This is a genomic window from Thalassolituus sp. ST750PaO-4 (assembly GCF_020320405.1).
GTDB lineage: Bacteria > Pseudomonadota > Gammaproteobacteria > Pseudomonadales > Oceanobacteraceae > Venatoribacter > Venatoribacter alkanivorans.
In genome coordinates this window covers 514671-532796 of record NZ_JABVCB010000007.1, presented here as the reverse complement: position 1 = coordinate 532796, position 18126 = coordinate 514671, and the positions used below count along the sequence as shown (strand labels likewise).

The 18126-nt window shown below is 46.9% G+C and carries 23 protein-coding genes and 1 CRISPR repeat array (1 of these 24 cut by a window edge); of the genes, 2 read left to right on the top strand and 21 right to left on the bottom strand.

The window, feature by feature from the left end:
• Positions 1-96 precede the first annotated feature (96 nt).
• The 10 genes from HUF18_RS08230 to HUF18_RS08185 all read right to left on the bottom strand — a co-directional run bounded on the left by HUF18_RS08230 (position 97) and on the right by HUF18_RS08185 (position 6790).
• The gene (locus tag HUF18_RS08230) at positions 97-993 is read right to left on the bottom strand and encodes a phage integrase (RefSeq protein WP_225691821.1); all 897 of its coding nucleotides are present in this window, start codon (positions 991-993) and stop codon (positions 97-99) included.
• A gap of 3 nt (positions 994-996) precedes the next feature.
• Positions 997-2349: a hypothetical protein gene (locus HUF18_RS08225; RefSeq protein ID WP_225691820.1), complete on the bottom strand. Its 1353-nt coding sequence runs from the start codon at positions 2347-2349 to the stop codon at positions 997-999.
• A gap of 274 nt (positions 2350-2623) precedes the next feature.
• Positions 2624-3760, bottom strand: a complete 1137-nt coding sequence (locus tag HUF18_RS08220; protein WP_225691819.1) for a zonular occludens toxin domain-containing protein — start codon at positions 3758-3760, stop codon at positions 2624-2626.
• Positions 3760-4095, bottom strand: a complete 336-nt coding sequence (locus HUF18_RS08215) for a hypothetical protein (RefSeq protein ID WP_225691818.1) — start codon at positions 4093-4095, stop codon at positions 3760-3762. The genes HUF18_RS08220 and HUF18_RS08215 overlap by 1 nt, the downstream gene beginning before the upstream one ends.
• 11 nt (positions 4096-4106) lie before the next feature.
• Positions 4107-5453, bottom strand: coding sequence for a hypothetical protein (locus HUF18_RS08210; protein WP_225691817.1), 1347 nt, complete (start codon positions 5451-5453; stop codon positions 4107-4109).
• Positions 5454-5604: 151 nt separating this feature from the next.
• Positions 5605-5751 (bottom strand): hypothetical protein, encoded by a 147-nt coding sequence (locus HUF18_RS08205; protein WP_225691816.1) that lies wholly within the window; start codon positions 5749-5751, stop codon positions 5605-5607.
• Between the two features lie 4 nt (positions 5752-5755).
• Positions 5756-5968 (bottom strand): hypothetical protein, encoded by a 213-nt coding sequence (locus HUF18_RS08200; RefSeq protein WP_225691815.1) that lies wholly within the window; start codon positions 5966-5968, stop codon positions 5756-5758.
• A 4-nt stretch (positions 5969-5972) separates the two neighbouring features.
• Positions 5973-6263, bottom strand: a complete 291-nt coding sequence (locus tag HUF18_RS08195) for a hypothetical protein (RefSeq protein WP_225691814.1) — start codon at positions 6261-6263, stop codon at positions 5973-5975.
• Between the two features lie 31 nt (positions 6264-6294).
• The gene (locus HUF18_RS08190) at positions 6295-6591 is read right to left on the bottom strand and encodes a hypothetical protein (protein ID WP_225691813.1); all 297 of its coding nucleotides are present in this window, start codon (positions 6589-6591) and stop codon (positions 6295-6297) included.
• The gene (locus HUF18_RS08185) at positions 6584-6790 is read right to left on the bottom strand and encodes a hypothetical protein (protein WP_225691812.1); all 207 of its coding nucleotides are present in this window, start codon (positions 6788-6790) and stop codon (positions 6584-6586) included. The genes HUF18_RS08190 and HUF18_RS08185 overlap by 8 nt, the downstream gene beginning before the upstream one ends.
• A gap of 172 nt (positions 6791-6962) precedes the next feature.
• Between HUF18_RS08185 and HUF18_RS08180 the strand changes: the two genes are divergently transcribed.
• A complete protein-coding gene (locus HUF18_RS08180) occupies positions 6963-7241 on the top strand; it encodes a hypothetical protein (RefSeq protein ID WP_225691811.1) in 279 nt (92 codons plus the stop codon).
• A 44-nt stretch (positions 7242-7285) separates the two neighbouring features.
• Here HUF18_RS08180 and HUF18_RS08175 read toward each other — a convergent pair whose 3' ends face one another.
• The 11 genes from HUF18_RS08175 to HUF18_RS08125 form a co-directional block, all read right to left on the bottom strand.
• Positions 7286-7720, bottom strand: a complete 435-nt coding sequence (locus tag HUF18_RS08175; protein ID WP_225691810.1) for a hypothetical protein — start codon at positions 7718-7720, stop codon at positions 7286-7288.
• Between the two features lie 107 nt (positions 7721-7827).
• Positions 7828-8790, bottom strand: coding sequence for a phage integrase (locus tag HUF18_RS08170; protein ID WP_225691809.1), 963 nt, complete (start codon positions 8788-8790; stop codon positions 7828-7830).
• 26 nt (positions 8791-8816) lie between these two features.
• Positions 8817-10106, bottom strand: a complete 1290-nt coding sequence (locus tag HUF18_RS08165) for a hypothetical protein (RefSeq protein ID WP_225691808.1) — start codon at positions 10104-10106, stop codon at positions 8817-8819.
• A gap of 248 nt (positions 10107-10354) precedes the next feature.
• Complete coding sequence (locus HUF18_RS08160; RefSeq protein ID WP_225691807.1) at positions 10355-11521, bottom strand: zonular occludens toxin domain-containing protein; 1167 nt, start codon at positions 11519-11521, stop codon at positions 10355-10357.
• A gap of 1 nt (position 11522) precedes the next feature.
• Positions 11523-11861, bottom strand: coding sequence for a DUF5455 family protein (locus HUF18_RS08155; protein ID WP_225691806.1), 339 nt, complete (start codon positions 11859-11861; stop codon positions 11523-11525).
• A gap of 2 nt (positions 11862-11863) precedes the next feature.
• Positions 11864-13669: a hypothetical protein gene (locus HUF18_RS08150; protein WP_225691805.1), complete on the bottom strand. Its 1806-nt coding sequence runs from the start codon at positions 13667-13669 to the stop codon at positions 11864-11866.
• Between the two features lie 67 nt (positions 13670-13736).
• Positions 13737-13967, bottom strand: a complete 231-nt coding sequence (locus HUF18_RS08145) for a major coat protein (RefSeq protein WP_225691804.1) — start codon at positions 13965-13967, stop codon at positions 13737-13739.
• Between the two features lie 205 nt (positions 13968-14172).
• Entirely contained in the window at positions 14173-14481 is a 309-nt protein-coding gene (locus HUF18_RS08140) for a hypothetical protein (protein WP_225691803.1), read from the bottom strand.
• Between the two features lie 22 nt (positions 14482-14503).
• Complete coding sequence (locus HUF18_RS08135; RefSeq protein WP_225691802.1) at positions 14504-14785, bottom strand: hypothetical protein; 282 nt, start codon at positions 14783-14785, stop codon at positions 14504-14506.
• Positions 14782-15003: a helix-turn-helix domain-containing protein gene (locus HUF18_RS08130; protein ID WP_225691801.1), complete on the bottom strand. Its 222-nt coding sequence runs from the start codon at positions 15001-15003 to the stop codon at positions 14782-14784. The genes HUF18_RS08135 and HUF18_RS08130 overlap by 4 nt, the downstream gene beginning before the upstream one ends.
• Before the next feature lie 2 nt (positions 15004-15005).
• On the bottom strand, positions 15006-15170 hold the full coding sequence (locus tag HUF18_RS08125; protein WP_225691800.1) for a hypothetical protein: 165 nt from the start codon (positions 15168-15170) through the stop codon (positions 15006-15008).
• A gap of 682 nt (positions 15171-15852) precedes the next feature.
• Between HUF18_RS08125 and HUF18_RS08120 the strand changes: the two genes are divergently transcribed.
• Entirely contained in the window at positions 15853-16239 is a 387-nt protein-coding gene (locus tag HUF18_RS08120; protein ID WP_225691799.1) for a hypothetical protein, read from the top strand.
• 287 nt (positions 16240-16526) lie between these two features.
• Positions 16527-18126: a CRISPR direct-repeat array (repeat unit 28 nt; unit sequence TTTCTGAGCTGCCTGTGCGGCAGCGAAC) (it continues 170 nt past the right edge of the window).

The following is an 18126-nucleotide window of genomic DNA, read 5'->3' as shown; positions in this document are numbered from 1 at the left end:
AATTCTAAAGGCTAGTAGGTTAACACTTACTAGCTTTTTTCGTTTTCTGGGGGTGCCAGTAAAAAACACCTCTACAGCCCGCATAAATCCTGAATTCTAAAACTTCAGACCATCCAAGATGTTGCACACCGCCACCCGTTGAGGCAGAAGCAGATTAGCCAGAGGGTTAAACTCGAGCGCCTGATTCAGATAATCAGGTGAAAGATGGGCATAGCGCAGGGTCATTTTCAGATCAGAGTGACCGAGTATTTTTTGCAGCGTGAGAATATCGCCGCCGTTCATCATGAAATGGCTTGCGAATGTGTGCCGGAGAATATGGGTCATCTGCCCTTCCGGGAATTGAATCTTTGAACGCTCAGCAGCCCCCCGGAAAGCGGTCCGGCATGGGTTGAACAAATTCCGATGTGTTGGCGGGTTAGAGGTGAATTTTATTTCACTAAAAAGAAATGGTGTTATCGGCACGCTTCGCGATCTGCCATTCTTTGTATCTGTGAAACGTACAGATGGCTGCTCACCGGCAATCAGCCCAGTTCTTAGCAAATACTCCGCTTCACCAAACCTTGCCCCTGTACTGAGGCAGATCTTCACCACCGGCAGTAAGTGCCTGTTTTCTGAGTCTGCGCATGCATCCAATAAAATCGGGATCTGTTCTTTTGTCAGAAATCCCATTTCCCTTTCTTGTTCTTTGAACTGCCGGATCTTGCCCAGTGGGTTATCGATTTCGTAAAAACCGAGGCGATCCATTTCGTTAAACAGTGCGCGCATGTAGCGCAACTCATGATTAACCGTTGCCGGCTTAACTTCAGTAACGCGACGAACACGGTAACCTGAAAAATCAGCGGCCGTAAAATCACACAACAACGGATTACCCAGGCGCTCAGCAATGGCGAGCATACGCGAATAGCGATAATTGCCATCCTTCAGGGTTTTACCGTGAGCCTTAAACCAGAGGTCTACAAGCTGAGATAAGCGCGTTTGTGCCGGGTCAATCATGGATCAGGCAGCCACCCCATTGAGACGATGATCGCGGAGACGCTTATCAACGAAATCCGTCAGGCACAGGAACAGCTCTGAACTGTGACCGTAATAAAGTAAACCGAAGTAGTCAGCGAGATCAGATTCAAGCCCCGAACTCAGCAGGTGCTGAACTACGTGCTTTGTGGTGAAACCTTTGCGGGCTGCTAAGCGCAGATGATTACCGAGCCACATAGCGACATTACGACGACCGGCCACGCCTGCGGACTTTTTTTGGTCACGGGCATAGATGAATGTGGGATGCACATTGAACCAGCTCACGTCTTCCATCAGTTTCTGCCAGATCGGATGAATATAGGTTGAGCTGTGATGCAGGCGGAAATTGTTTAAGCAGTAATCCCAGAGCGCTTGCAGGTGGGGTTTTAAATCGCGTGGTTCGCGGATGCAGATCAGTTTGCCAGGCTCAATCATTTCCCCTTTTTCGTTGTACTTTGCAGAGCGGTTGTAATTGCCGTTTTCAAACTCTTTTAACACCGAGTGATGCACACGAAATTCTAAGCGGTGCACGGTGTCCACTTCCCCGCCGTCCCGGCCATCTTTGTATTCAGGGGTGAACGGATCGTCGAGAGACGGAGTGGCACGCCACTGAGACTCACAGAAGTCCAGCTTGTCGCTTTTTACAGCCTCTTCTGACTTGTTATAGAGACACATCTGCAGAGAGCTGGAATTGCCGAACAGGTACGTCTGACCGCGGCCATACACGAAGGAGGCTTCGGCTACTTCGAAGTGGGCGTTACTGATCGCATTTACCTTCAGGTTTCGCTTTGAGCGTGTCGCAAGCATGCTTTCGAAGTCTTCCGGCAGTACCAGCCCTTTCATATCGACACAGAGGTGTACGGCCATGCCAGAGGCTTCCAGAGTGTCACCGAAGGTACGGCCAATCTCTCTCAGGCGGTTTGTGAGCTGTTCAAGGCCCAGTTCGTCAATCAGCTGGGGCGTTACTTCGATTTTCATGTGTGGCCCTTGCTGGTCGGCTTCTTTGTAGAAGGACTTGAGCAGTACCACCATGCCGATATCCAAATTTTTCAGGATATATTGATACCCGGACTTTTTGCCGGAGCTGGATAATTTCCATTCAATACCGGCGATTTCAATAACGTCCGTGGTTTTCGTGTCGTAGTGGCTTGCGATCTGCTGCAGCACTTCAGACTTCAGGGTGCAGTTATACAACTGGCGGATGGTATCCACGCCGGTATGCAGGAACCGGAGTCCGGACAAATCATATTCAACACTGCCCCTTTCCATTTCGTAGGTATCGGCGCCGGTCAGCGGATCAAAAAAGCGTTTCATTTTCTTGTTTTCAAAACGTGCCATTTAAAAACCCCCAATAACATGACGTTGACGAAACTCCGCAGCATTCCGGGCAGTTCGTCCCCCTTTTAAATTACGTGTTACAGGCACGTAATTGGCGGCGCTCTGCCGCCATAACTGCGCTACGCTGGTCACGCCGGCAGAGCGCCGTAATACATGCCAGGCTGCGCCTGAGTGAACATGGGGCGCTACCGCCCCCATACCCCCGGAAGTGAGGGGCACTGCGTCCCCTACGGCCAGAGGCCTACCCCTGCGGTTATCCAGTGCAATCTTTGACTCACACACCCTCAGAACCCCGAACACCAGACGAGTCAGACTCATTAGTTAAATCAGAAATAAAATCGCGCTTGCCGCTACGGGCTGGCTCACAGACGGCCATGTAAAACTGGTTATTGCGGGATATTTTTACTAAGCACTGGGCAACTGGCTGAACCTGATAACCCAGCCCCTGCAGATCAGGGAGAGTTAAGTCGGCGTAGCCATCGCCATAAATAACGCGGAATAAATACTGAACTTGCGGGAAGCGGCCGGAGTTATAAGCAATAAATACCCGGTCAGCCTGGCTGATGAAGTCATCCGAATGATCATTTTTTTGTTCGTAACTATTTTCACGAACAGGGTTTTTAGTTGCTGCCTGAGGAGCTGGAACAACAGGCTGAGCTTTTTCAGGAACCGGTTTAGCACCGTTAAAGTTAAACAGAGAGCCTGCTGTCAGCCAGACAACGAATAAACCAGCAAACAGGCCGCCAAGTATCAGTTTGAACTGAAAACCCTTCAGAATGTTAAAGCGGCCGTCTGCGCGGGATTCATTACCTGCACCCACTTCGCTTTTAGTATGGCTTTTATAAAGCGCACAAATATCTTTACTGAACTTGCCAGGTATTTCCCGCTCACGACGGGAGACAGGAGGAACGGGCCCGGTTACTGGCCCACTGTACACGTCAACACGATAAAGCTTTGACGTACCCATTTTAGAAAGCTTGGTAACCCGGAATGTTGTTTCAATCAGGTTGCGCATAAACGAAGCAATCTGACTTAAATCCTGAGTCACGAGCACGATTTCGGTTGAGTGACCGGAATCCCCTACCATATGCCGATGTTCAGCAAAGAACGATTTGTCTGTTTCCCGTAGCCGGTTGGCATTCATACCGGCTGGCCACAATCGCCAGCACTCATCCAGAACAAGAATGGCGCCCGGTTCAAAGACTTCAGTCCACCAATTTTCATTAGTGCGGATGTCTTCAACATCCAGCTGAACGGGAGCAATACCGAAGCGATCCAAGAACAGCTCTGTATTACAGGGGATATTGGTAAAGACGGTACGCATCGCCTTACATGCAGGGACGATCACATTTTCAACGACACCATAAGACTTACCATGACCGGGAAGCCCCACATAAGCGGTTATGCTCATTACCCAATCACCGGAATACGTCGAATGATAAAGCGCAGGGTATAAGCACTGACTAAGATCGCCACACCGTTATTTAGCTGAAAGGCTTCAGCAAACCAGCCGATTTCTGCAGGAATATGGAGATTACCGATATTGCTGGCCCATGACGGCACGGGAATTGATTCAACAACAGCAGCAAGACCATTCAGTATTTTTTCAAAGAACCAGAGGCCCAGCGCGGCCACCTGATCCAGAAACCAATCAGCCAGGCAACCAACGTCCGTGATAGAACAGACCTCAGAATCCGGTACCGGATCAGTCGCGATAATGTCAGGTGTATATGTAGGATCAGCCATAACGAATCGCCCTATGCAGAGAAAACAATACGGAAGCCCATCACGATATAAACGATGAGCATCACGGCAGATAAAATGCTTTTTATAGAATCCAGAACAGTGCAATGAACACGAGTGCTTACCGTTTGATTAATCGGTCTGGGAAGATCAATTGATAACGGAGGACAAGACACCGACCCGATATCAAAAATATCGACAATGTCTTCACCCATAGAAACAATCGGTGCTTGAGAAATCTTATTCCTGAAAGTGGCCCCGATTTCACCAAAGGATTTACCTTTAGTGGCAACCTTACCCGGTAGATTGCCAGTCAGATCGTTACCGTCTCCGCCGCCACCCGTTCCCGGATCAGTCGGATCAGTAGTGCCGCCACCATCACCACCTGTATCACCGCCGCCAGAATCGCCGCCTGAGTCGCCACCGCCCGTACCCGGGCCAGTAGGATCTGTTGGATCAGTAGAGGGAGGCTGGCAAAGCAGAGAGCACGTAGCGGCATCCTGAATAATGACTTTGTAGCCTTGCTCTGTTGGGCATTGGAAGTTCTGAACCTCATCAGCACAGTCTTCGACGGGATCTGTGCCAGGATCTGTGCCGGGGTCTGTGCCGGGATCTGTGCCGGGATCTGTGCCGGGATCTGTGCCGGGATCTGTGCCGGGGTCTGTGCCGGGGTCTGTGCCGGGGTCTGTGCCGGGGTCTGTGCCGGGATTGTTATCTGTATCGTCCCCACCGAGGTTACGACAAGATGTGAAAATAAATTCTACAGAGCCACCCGCAGAATATTCATAACAGTTTTTTGATTCATCACCAGAGGTCGCAGGATCATCTGATGCAGCGCGACACATGCCACCCGGATTCTGAGATAAATAACTTAAACAAGAATTTTCAGCATGGGTATTCGGATCGCCATAATCGCCACTGCATCGATGAACAGAACCAGAGCCAAGCTTTCCATCCATATTTTTACCGGGCCCTTCACAGTAATCAGAACACCTTTTATCCGATTCTAAAGAATAAATATTACCCGACGCAGATGTACATTCTTGCTGTTCCTTGCCACACGTCCCAGTCGGATTATCTTGATCGGCATAACAGCCTTCTTCTCCTGAATCATCAGAAGGAGTAGAAGCGCAGTCTTCAGGTAATACTTCAAAAAGAATCCAACTCCCCGCATTACCTAGATCGCCCGACTCACGACACTCAGCAGGATTCACCCTACTTGAAAGAGAAATAGCGCAATTTTCCTGTGTCATATTGAAATAACGAGGATAAGCCCCTCTATAACCAAAAGGACAAGATTCCGCAAACCCAGAAAAAGCATCAACAGAGAATAAAGCGAGCAATAAAAACAGGTATTTCATTTCAAAAGCTCACTAGGAGAATTCAGATAAAGACCGTTAACGAATCCAGTTAAAAAACAGGAAGCAAGTAACAAGGCCAGAGACAAAAAAAGAGAAGTGATACAGTTCAAGCATAAAAATCGGGGGCTGAATAAATCCAACCCCCACCCCGTCAGGAACGGATAGCAGCGAGCAGCATTTTCACACCGCGAAGTGCGATATAAACAGTCGCAACAGCCGCGCCAACCGTACCAATACCACTCACAATGGTCGCGTAATCAACACCACCAGTGATGGTGGCAACAGTAGCAGCATCCATAGGATTACCCCTTAATCGATTTAAGTAAGACCGCCACGCCCAATGCGGCAGCCAGTGGAACAACCGGCAGAATAAACCCCGCCGAGAAGTAACTCAGAGCCGTCTCAGGAGACAGTTCTGAGATGTCAAACGACTGGGTATAGGCAGTAACCTTCCAGCCGCTTGAGCATTCAAGCGCCGCCGTAATGGGTTCATCACAGACGAGCACATAATTCATTTAATTACCCAGCCTTCTTAGCCGGTTCACGCACAATTGAAAGCGCGTGCTGTACGGTTTTACCGCCTTGCGTTTTATTCAGAACGATCAGCGTAACGTTCATCGGATAATCAGCCGGGTTATTCGACAAGCTATCAACGATCGCTTGGTCACAGCTCATTTTCGCAGGCACATAACCCCGGTAAATCGAATTAGTTGGGTCCGTGTTAATTACAAACAGTTGGTTGATACGGTCGCCCTTATCCGTTTGGAAAGACATACCGCCGATCAGAGTTACAGGCATTTGAAATTGCATAGTTATTTCCTCAGATAGCTCTCTTCACTTTTCAGCCGACGGCAAGAGCATGACCGCCGACATTACAAAAACGGGTTGGAATCAAACCAGCGCGCACAGCAGATGCCAGGCGCTGTTCATTCAGATCAATACGAACTTGGTTAGCGAAGCGTTTAACATCGCCATAAGGCTGCTCAGAGAGGATCAGCCACAGCAGATAGCGCAGGCTGACTTCCGGCATGTGCGCTTGTTCGTTGTGGAACGTGGCGCGAAATTCGGCCAGCAGCGCGGACTCATCCACGGGAATCAGTTCAGCTTGAAGCGGAATCGGGGACGAAGGCTTAATCATGGCGATACCCCTTCTGCCCGGTGAAACGATGAGAAAACGCGGGCTTGTCATGCTGAATATTTGAAACAGCGCGGATACGCTCAGAGAGAAACCGACTACTGGCCTTACCAAGATCATGAAGCGCAATGGCATGAGCCAGCTCAGCATTAGCGTACAGAGACTGAAGGCGCTGAAACTCAGCAGAGACGAATTGAGCCATTCTGATCCCCCTTACCCAGCCCCGGACGCTTTATTAAATCAGCGCTTTCCAGTAGGTTGAGCGGTTACGAGTATTAAAGGCGGGTGCTGCAACACCCTGACAAATGAACTTTAGGAGATTTCCTAAATACTAGCAATTGAAACCTAGTATTTAGGTTATTGTATTTATTTATATGGAAAAAGCGGTAGATAGATTCCTCTTATTGATAGATGCAGAGGATGTGAAACTGCCATGGCTAGAAAGCGTTTCAGGAATACCAGCCAAACGCTGGTCTAACGTGAAATACAAAGCGGCAGAAATGAGAGCTGAGGAATTAGTGGCACTGGGAAGGGTATTCAAGGAATACGCATACTGGCTCACTACAGGTGAAGAAATACCGGAGGCAGGACAGATCAGTCCTATGACCAAGAAGGCACAAAGAACCTTAAAGCCAACCCCCAAGGCTGGCTAATTGCAAAAAGAGCTGCTGACAGGTGGAAGTGGTAGCAGCTCAATTCACTTCAGACGGTTATAGATAGGATGACCGGAGGGAGGAACAACAAGAGTCGACCAGCGCCAACCCGTACGGCACTTATCACACTTAATATTGGTCATGTAAAAATCGTAAGTGCCATAAGCATTCAAATAAAAATAAGTAATGACCGTCGTACTCTTACGATTAGAATCAATCTCATAAAAGCACCTAATGTGCTTATTTAATTCAAGATCAGAATAAATCTTTGACTCACCAGGCTGCAGCATAAAAAAGGAAATGTACTTCCCATACATATGCCTTTTGCAAGTGAGCAGGTGACCGGAATGGTTTTTAAACTCAATCTCCCCACCGGCAGCTTGAACAGTAAAAGACCAGGCTAAGGAAAGGATTAAAACTTTAAAAATCAATAGCTTGCGAAGCATGGACAGATCCCTTTGACCAATTACGCCAGTCATAATAACAAAAATATCACCGGCTTCATAATGCTGGGGTCACTGGTTCAAGTCCAGTCATAGCTACCACGAATTATAAGGGTCAGCAGGTTAGCGCTTGCTGGCCTTTTTTATTTTGTAGCCGTTAGATAGCCGTTGTGTAGCCGTTCCAATGGATTCAAATCTAAGACTGCAGCCAGATGATCAGGCGATAAATGAGCGTAGCGCATGGTCAGCTTAATATCAGAATGACCCAATATCTTTTGCAGTGTCAAAATATCACCACCATTCATCATGAAGTGACTCGCAAACGTGTGCCGTAGAATGTGAGTCGCCTGCTGCTCAGGTAGCTCTATACGAAAGCGCTTAACCGTTGACCGGAAAGCATACTTAGCAGATGAGAAAAGCAACCCCGCTGTATTGCCAACCTCTAAGACCTCAGAGGCCAATGATCTGCTGATCTGGACATACCTGACCTGACCATTCTTAGTTTCAGCAAACCTGAGCATACAAACCGAATCATTCACAATCAGATCAGATACACGAAGAGATTCAGCCTCACCCCAACGCGCCCCAGTAGAGAGACAAATTTTTGCAACGATGAGCACAAATTTATTTTTCGACTGTGCCAGGCAATTCAATAAATTACTGATCTGGTCATCGTCTAAAAATTCTAATTCCCTTTGATTTTCTTTAAAGGTTTTTATTTTTGCCATTGGACTTTCTGAAAAGTAATGACCGAGCCGAATCATTTCAGAAAATAAAGCCCTGAAATAACGAGTCTCATGATTCACTGTGCTAACAGAAACTTCATTCAGACGTTCAAACCGATAGCGTGAAAACTTAGAAACTGTAAAGTCCTTAACATAACCGCCGATACGTTCAGCTATCTTCTTTGTCCGAGGATATCGATATTCGTCCCTAAGCGTTCTCCCATGCAGCTCATACCAGCGATCTACAAACTCAACAAGCGTCTGATGCTTAGGAACAGCACCACCAGATTGCTTTAATTCGTTCTCACGAGCCTTAGCAAGAGCCCTATTTTTAAAGCCATACTCCCGTATACGTTCGCCCTTAACAGCAACGTCAACCATCCAGCTAGTACGATGCTGCCTTACAGTCACACGCCCACCCCATTCAGCCTATGCTGAAGCATCCTGTCACTAACAAAAGCATTTAAAACTGCCGGTAACTCATCCATTTCGCCAAATTCAAGCAATCTAAAATAACTACACAAATCCGATTCCATACCCATTTCAAGAATCTTTTTGGTGACATACTCAGGCCTGAAATTCTTGCGAGACTGAATCTTTATGTAGTTTCCCAAGGTATGAGCAACATGCCGATGATTCACATCAGAACTTGGCTTTTTATAGGCACGCTTATAGAGAAATGGAGCATTGATATTAAAGAAAACGATGTCTTCACTCAGAGATTGCCAGACAGGATCAACATAGCCTTTATCATCCATCAGACGGAAATTATTCAAGGCATACTTCCACAAGCCGGATAGATGCTGGTGAAGCTGCTCATAATTCTTAATTTCAGATGACGGGGAATCATGCTGGACAAATCGCTCAAAGTCCTCAATAACCGAATGATGAAAGCGAAATTCAAGACGATGAACAACATCACCGGCAGAATATGCAGGAGTCATGAAATCCTGATTGTTATCAGTACCTTTAACGACCTTACCCCAAACAGATTCCCAGAAGTGAAGCTTGTCGTTCTTACAAGCCTCATCAGTTTTGTTATACAAGCACATCTGAATGGCACTTGACTGGCCGAATGTATAGGTCTGAGTCTGGCCATGAATAACAGCTATCTCATTCAGGTTAAATTCAGCGTGAGACATGCCATTGACCCGGAACTGACGGCGAGCAGACGTCTGTAAGCGATGTTCGAAATCAGGAGGTAGATCGTAACCGAGAATGTCAGTACACAGATGAGCGGCCACGCCCTTGTCTTTGACATTAGTAGCGAACACATAAGCAAGCGCTCTGATTTCTTCTGTGAGTTCACCAGGGTCTGACTGATAAATCTTCTGCGGAGTGACTTCAATCTTCAGGTGAGAGCCATTCTGATCAGCTTCAACATAGAAACTCTTCAACAGCACAACAAAGCCAGCTTCTAAATTCTTGAGAGTGTATTGATAGCCCCCTTTCTTTGAACCTTTTGAAAGCAGAAAGTCATAGCCGTCAATGTTGATCAGGTCTGTATTGAAGACATCATAGTGATGTTCTATCTGCTGCAATACTGATGACCGGAGATTGCAATTGAACAACTGTTTCAGCGTATCGACACCGGTATGTAAGAAGTACATAGATGAGAGATCGACAGTCTTATGCTCTGTCACAAAATGCTCACCAAAGCGCTGAAAGGTTTTAGCCTTGAATGGTGATAGTTCCATAACTGTTCCTTAGTAAATGTGCTTTATTGTGCGTTTATGTGCGTTCTGAAGTGTGTTTATTAGTACGTGTTACAAGGACGTAACGGACGGCCGCCGCTGCGCTGCCCCAAGCGCTGCGCGCAGGAGCAGACCAGCAGCAGGCGACCGAAACGGCGGAGCCGTTGTTAATCATGGGGCGCTGCCGCCCCCATCCCCCCGGCAGGCGCTCAGACGGCGCTAGCCTAGGGTCAATCAATGTGTTCAATACCTCACAGGCAATAGACATCTTTATGCGCTCCTGCAGCGATCAGGCGGACATGACAGGGCCCGTTGGGCTCTATTGCATAAACAGAGGAAAGATCATCAGTAGTAACGACACGAGGCCTTTCTGACTCTTCGGATTTATCCGTCACAGACTTATTCTTTTCACGCTGTGCCAGGTCATAAACAACATGGCTTGAATAATTGGCATAACCAACGATTCGCATACCGTCGATAAGAGCAAAGGCTTCTTCTGCCGTTACTGGCTCAGCTGGCTCAGGCTCACCCTTCTGATATGTTTCGAGCTTTTGCATTGCTTCGATTAGCTGCTGATATTCACGGTAAAACTGATTATTCAGATAAACCGTCATTACATAGGCAGCAGCCAGTCCCATAACAACACCGACGGATGCAGTCAGAGGGGCTCTGAATTTTCTGAGATAGATTTTTGTGAGACGCATATAGAACGAAACCCCGCGCTTTGTGTATGTACGGCGATTTTTGTAATACGGAGGTAAAACGGAGTGAGGCCCGTGTGGGTAGTCCGTTAAAAAGATTTGTTTTGTATCGTATGCACTGAACAGCTCTGTACCACGATAAACCCAACGATCTGAGAGTGGATCAGCTGGAGAAGCACCATAGACAACCCGGGCAGCGTGAACTTTAGGCAATCGAAGGTTGTAGCCAGTGACAGCTTTAAACAAACCGCCAATCAGTGGAACCCGAAGATTATCCAAACGCTTACAGAATGCGGTGAATTCGCTAAGAGCCTCACGGGCTTGGTTATCAACGATTGATATATCCTGAACAATCAGGATTACATCCCAGCCTAGTTTCCGGGCATGCAGGAACCAGTTATTTACATCCGCCCTGCTTTTATCCTGCCAGTTTCTGGCGTTAAACCATGTTCCGCACTCATCCAATACGAGGAGGCCATTTTTGCTTTCGTCATAACTATCGTTACCACGGCCAATCACATTCAGATCAGAAACCGTTGGTTTATCAGGAACGCGAACCAGACGAATATCCCTTGCCATTTTTCCAAACATGGCCTGTAGGTTCAGGTCAATATTTGTGGCGACCGGACAACCAGCCAGAAGCTTTACTTTGATACGGGAAACAGAAACCAAAGTTTTGCCGTTCCCTAACTTGCCGGTTACGAAATAGAAAGCCATATCAGAACAACTTGTACTGAATGATTCGAACGTTCCACTCATACGCCCAGCGAGCAAGACGAGCGGTAATAATCACGGAAAAGCAGGCCGTAGTGTTTTCTGGAACAACTAACTGAACGGCGAGAGAAAACCAAGGAGGCAAGACATATTCAAGAGAGGATACAAGGCCAGTTATCAGGGCAACGAAAGCAGCCGTTGCAGAAACAACAAGAGCAACAATAGCGAGCGTTACCGCCACCCTCTTAGTAAAGAACTTTACAAGCCAAGAAAATATGGCACCGAATGCAGCACCAATAACTGCAGCAAGCCAAGGTAAACCAGCAATAACAGGTAAAGGCATAATCAGACCTTACTATCAACAGGACGAAGAACAAGATCGAAGAGATAAAAAACAGTCCACATATAAAGAACCCAAGCAAGAATCTGTTTCCATTCCTCAAAACGGTCACAAGGAACAGCCATAGGAAAAGAGCTGAACTGGATAATGAACTGCTGGCAAGCATGGTAAGAAGGGAGAACCTGCTTTACAGACTCAGCAACGACAGACGGCTCCTGCATAGGCGATTCCTGATTCAACGAATCCTGAACAGCAGCGTCATAGCCCTCTAAATCAGAATCAGCTTTTTCGTTATCAACAAAATCAGCTGAGGTTTCATCTGTTTCAGACAAAAGATCATCGAATGAATCATTCTTATTTTTTATCTCCGACAGAATATCAGAGGCTGTTTTATTCAAATCCTTGAGCTCTGAATTGGTCTTCTTACCCTCAGCTAAAATACCCGTGGAAGTAGTATTCAAAGTATCAATCTTTGAACCAACACGATTAAGAGCGCTTGAGTTATTAGCATCAGCCGTTTTCTGAGCAGAGATCATTTTATCTAAGCGAGAATTAACAGAGGACAAATCAACTTTATCAGGATCTGGATTTGTCGGATCTGTACCAGGGTCAGTTCCGGGATCTGTACCGGGATTAGGATTCTCAGGAGTAGGAGGAATATCTAAACAAACGCCACCAATAGAATATTTACCGGGAAGACAGTCATCAGGCTCACAGGTATTAGTAAGAGAGCTTTTTGAAGTACCAATAGGACAAGAGGTAACAGAGTTTACGCAGCCATTGCCCTCTGAATACTTGAAGCCGACAGGACAAGAAATAGGCTGCTGCCCATCTTTATTACAAATACCATTAATAAGCATACCGCCCTGACAATTTGTAGAATCGTCAGCATCGAAGCAGCCGTAAGTATCGCCGAAGTAACCACAACCGGGCTTTTCTTCAAAACACCCTGAAATAGGAACACCGTCAGGCCCGGCAATGGTTCCACAGCCAGAAGGCGGTTCCGGCTGAGCACAAGCATAAGTACCATTGATATAGCCGCAATTATCAGGAATAGGACGACAAGAGCCATTCTGCATTTTCTGACCAATGCCACATTCCTGCTCATCCTGAAGGCGCTGATTTAAATCATCACCGCCACCAGTACCCGGATCTGTGCCGGGATCTGTACCCGGATCTGTGCCGGGATCTGTGCCGGGATCTGTACCCGGATCTGTACCCGGATCTGTGCCCGGATCTGTGCCCGGATCTGTAGGATCAACACAGGAATCAGAAACAGGGTCATAAGTGGAAGGAGCAGGACAAGTTGCAGGGTCACCAGAACCAGATAAGGGAATTCCAGTACCATCACCATAAGGGCCGTCACATTTATGAATAGTTCCCGGACCTATTTTTCCATCAATATTTGAACCAGAACCGGGACAATAATCAGAACAACTTTTTGATTTTTCGATGGAGTAAACTGTGCCGTTTGATGAAGTACATTGCTTATTCTCTTCACCGGAACAAGTGCCAGCCGGATTATTCAATTCATCAGCATAACATCCATCTTCACTAGAATCATCAGATGGAGTTGAAGCGCAGTCTTCAGGTAATACTTCAAAAAGAATCCAAGTCCCCGCATTACCTAGATCGCCCGACTCACGACACTCAGCAGGATTCACCCTACTTGAAAGAGAAATAGCGCAATTTTCCTGTGTCATATTGAAATAACGAGGATAAGCCCCTCTATAACCATAAGGACATTGAACTGACAGCCCAGAAAAAGCCTCAGCAGAGAATAAAGCGAGCAATAAAAACAGGTATTTCATTTCAGCGGCTCACTATAAGAATTCATAAAAAAGGCCGGCGAACCGGCCAGAGTGGAGAGGTAAAGCTTTAAATCTTGGCAGAGAAACGCTTGACCAATTTGATGGTGATACCGGCAACAATAGCCATACCGATATACGGCCACACAGCTGCCTCAGTATCAGCAATACCAGTACCAACAGACGCCAGCGCAGTTGTAGCCGCTTCAGGCAGAGCAGCATGAACAGAGCCAGCGAAGACAGAACCAGCACCCACAGCAGCAGCCAGAAGGCTACGACGAGCAATTACTTCATTTTTCATCAGATTTTCTCCGAGAGAGTTTTAAAAACATGGATCAGGTACCCAGCGCCCCAACCCATAACGTAGGAGCCAAACAGATATGAGAAATATGAAGTAACTTCAGCTTCTGTCACCGCTGGCCCCCTTTACTAAATCCCATCACCGCCGCAACGAATAACGAGAAGTAGAAAAACATGTCATAGAAGCTGATCGCATCCATGAGTCATTAATTACCCGCCCTCTTGGCTGATGCAGGTTCCTGAGCATAAGGACGAAGCGATGTGCAATACTGGGTCATTGAGTTTTTAGAACCACGACGAATTTCGCACTCAATCTTAGCTTGCATAGGAAAGCCGTCATTAGACATGGCCTCATACACTGCCGGATCGCATTTAATCGCCATCATATCAATGCCTTTAGCATTCTGAGCCTTAGGATCAGATACCTGCTGACCAACCCAAATTTTATCGTGACGCACACCTTCAACATTAATCATCTGCGCGCCATAAACAGTTACAATCATTTCTTGTTTCATAGTCTCACCTTTTTTTTCGGCTTTAATTATCCGCCCAAAAGGGCAATGTTTCTTGCGGAATCCCGCAACGATCCAAACGTTCCTGATTAAGATCAATCCTGACTTGTAAGCAAAAACGTTTGATTTCTTCTTTATCTGCATCAGAAAGAATCAGATAAATGAGATAACGCAAACTAACCTCAGGCAAATGACAATACTCGTTAACAAAAGAAGCCTGAAATTCAAGAAGAGCAACAGAACCCGGAATAACTAATAGTTCTTCTTGAACTGGCATAGGCGGAGGAACAATTGCTTTTTTATTCATTGCTCATAATCCCCACGTGAAAAAATATCCTTGCCCTTGCTAAGTTCAGATTGAAGAAGCTGAACATTGACAAAGTTTTGCTTTCCGATTTTTACCTTTGGAATTGTGTCTGCCTGAATCCAACCGCGAACAGTGTCCTGACTCACACCCAAGTGAATGGCGAATTGCTCCTGAGACATCACGGGAGGAATAGCAACGAGTTTCAAAGGGGATTCCATAATTAATCCTCGAAAGGCTGCAAAATAGGCAAAAGCTCTAAAAGACGCTTTTTATAATTCCTGACAAGTTCAATTTGTTGCTCAGTGAAACGATGCTCAGGCAAAGGCGAATCAAGAGAAAGACTAATTAAACCTTCTAGAAGAGTTTCAACATCGTGTTTAGTCATGACGACGCCCCTTCTGAGAGTTAGCCTTGGCAATCGCGCAGGAAAGACGAGTACGACGAGAGGGAACGGATATGGTCACAACCACAGGCTGATGACGAGATTGACTCACGGCGTATGAGAGAACGCTGTAACCGTGATTTTGAGAGGTATTAGTAGCCATGTTCTTTTCCTTCGTTCACTGACCTGAGTCTTTCTACTCATTGCGGCACAGTGCGACACGTTGTGATAAAGTCAGCTGCTTAGTCAGGGAGGAACAATGTGCAGCCCTGAAAGACTTAATAAAAGGTAATTATCTAAATATAAGAAAACTTTAGAGGATTATCTAAATATAAGATAATTGGTTTTTTCTATATGAATAGGCCCGTAGATAGATTCAAACTAATAGTTCAAATCGAAAATTTGAAAATGCCCTGGCTAGAAGAAAAAACAGGGATAAATAGAAAAAGATGGACGAATGTAAAAATGGAAAGTTCTGAGATGAGAGCAACTGAAATAGAGGCAATCTGTAGACTGTATCCGGAATATACAATGTGGCTGGCCACAGGACATGAACAACCAGAAATGGGTCAAATCAGCCCTATGACAAAACGGAGTCAGCGAGCTAACGGATAGTCCCGCTGGTTTGATACTGGCAAAGCGTTTGGCAGACAGATGGAAACTATAACCACTACAAGGAGTTATTATGCAAAAAGCAATTGCCATCGCACTATTGATAATAATATCCAAAGCCACCTTTGCAAATAGTGGAATCGAATTTAGAAATAGATCAAATGAAGTAGCCGAATGCGGCAAGATTCATACCCAAACGGGAAAATGGATAACTTTCCTAGTGCTGGAGTCAAAAGAAGAAAAAAGATTCAACAAATTCACGCTGAACAGAAAAATAAGATGCAATACAAAAACAGAAGGTGGAACAACTGTATTCACATACTTCATCCCAAACAAATCAGGCACTTACGAGATAATACAAGACAGAGTAAAGGCTACAAATAAAAGAAACACAAGAGGCTGGTATCCATCTACGGTAATCGTATTTCCAGATGGGGAAATTTACTACAACGACCAATAAAAAATGTAGCCGTAAACCGTGTTTTACTATGCTTTTCCGTGTTTTTATGTGCTTTTCAGTCAAACAGAGAAGAAAGAACACTCTTTAAAATCAATGAGTTAGGAAAAATACTAACTCCGCATAGTTTTTTCATAATGCTGGGGTCACTGGTTCAAGTCCAGTCATAGCTACCACGAATTCTAAAGCCCGCGAAGTATGCAACTACTTCGCGGGCTTTTTCGTTCTGGGGTTCAGAACAAACATCCCTGAGTTTTCCACCGTCCGCCCTGAGCTTGTTGCAGGGTAACTTTCTGAGCTGCCTGTGCGGCAGCGAACCCTGTCGTTTAATGCTTTTTACCGTTCCGATTTTTCTGAGCTGCCTGTGCGGCAGCGAACATCCCCACCGCCGATGCCATTTACGAACATCATTTCTGAGCTGCCTGTGCGGCAGCGAACTATCCATTAGTGGACAAGAATTAATCGACGGTTTTCTGAGCTGCCTGTGCGGCAGCGAACTATGGGACGTTGACCCGGTTGCGATCTGCAAGTTTCTGAGCTGCCTGTGCGGCAGCGAACAGGGAATACATCACCCGCATCACTCAGCCGCTTTTCTGAGCTGCCTGTGCGGCAGCGAACTCTATGGTGCTTGAAGACATCGACCCACTGATTTTCTGAGCTGCCTGTGCGGCAGCGAACTCCGCGCAATCTGCGAAGTGATCCTGATGATGTTTCTGAGCTGCCTATGCGGCAGCGAACTAAGTATCTACTAGCTTTTTTCGTTTTCTGGGTTTCTGAGCTGCCTATGCGGCAGCGAACCATCTGTCATTATGGGATCTTTAGGGCTGGATTTTCTGAGCTGCCTATGCGGCAGCGAACAAATGCATTAATGCGGCTCAAATTTTTCTGCATTTCTGAGCTGCCTGTGCGGCAGCGAACAACTACCGGCCGGACATCAATGCCCTCGTATCTTTCTGAGCTGCCTGTGCGGCAGCGAACGTAAAATTATGGAGCTTTCTGGCATTGGTAGCTTTCTGAGCTGCCTGTGCGGCAGCGAACATGACCTAATAGCAGAGCAATCCCCCCTTGATTTTCTGAGCTGCCTGTGCGGCAGCGAACGCTCACGTCTTCCATCAGTTTCTGCCAGATGGTTTCTGAGCTGCCTGTGCGGCAGCGAACTCAGACTGCGTTCTGCCCTATCTGGTTTATCATTTCTGAGCTGCCTGTGCGGCAGCGAACATGGATTGTGCGATCTGCCCAGCTTCAAGATATTTCTGAGCTGCCTGTGCGGCAGCGAACATTGACCCGGCACACACACGCTTATCCCAGCTTTTCTGAGCTGCCTGTGCGGCAGCGAACCTATAGCCACTCGGCTACCCCAAGGAAGGACATTTCTGAGCTGCCTGTGCGGCAGCGAACAACAGTTACCGATGTTTCGCCCGGATCGATCATTTCTGAGCTGCCTGTGCGGCAGCGAACTCGCCGAACTGCGCCAGAAATTCCCGCTGCCGTTTCTGAGCTGCCTGTGCGGCAGCGAACGGTTAAATCGACAATAGATTCAAACTGCTCAATTTCTGAGCTGCCTGTGCGGCAGCGAACTGAGAGTCAAGTCAAATGGGCTTTTGCAATACTTTCTGAGCTGCCTGTGCGGCAGCGAACTCGTGAATGTGTATTGCTTGCAGGGCCAGATCTTTCTGAGCTGCCTGTGCGGCAGCGAACGGCCGGATCTGATCCCGGCATGTACTGTGATGTTTCTGAGCTGCCTGTGCGGCAGCGAACATTTGGAAAGCATGGCAAGCAGCAGCCCGCTGTTTCTGAGCTGCCTGTGCGGCAGCGAACCTGCTGTTGCGGTTGTGTATATCGCAATGCGTTTTCTGAGCTGCCTGTGCGGCAGCGAACGGGAGACCTGCA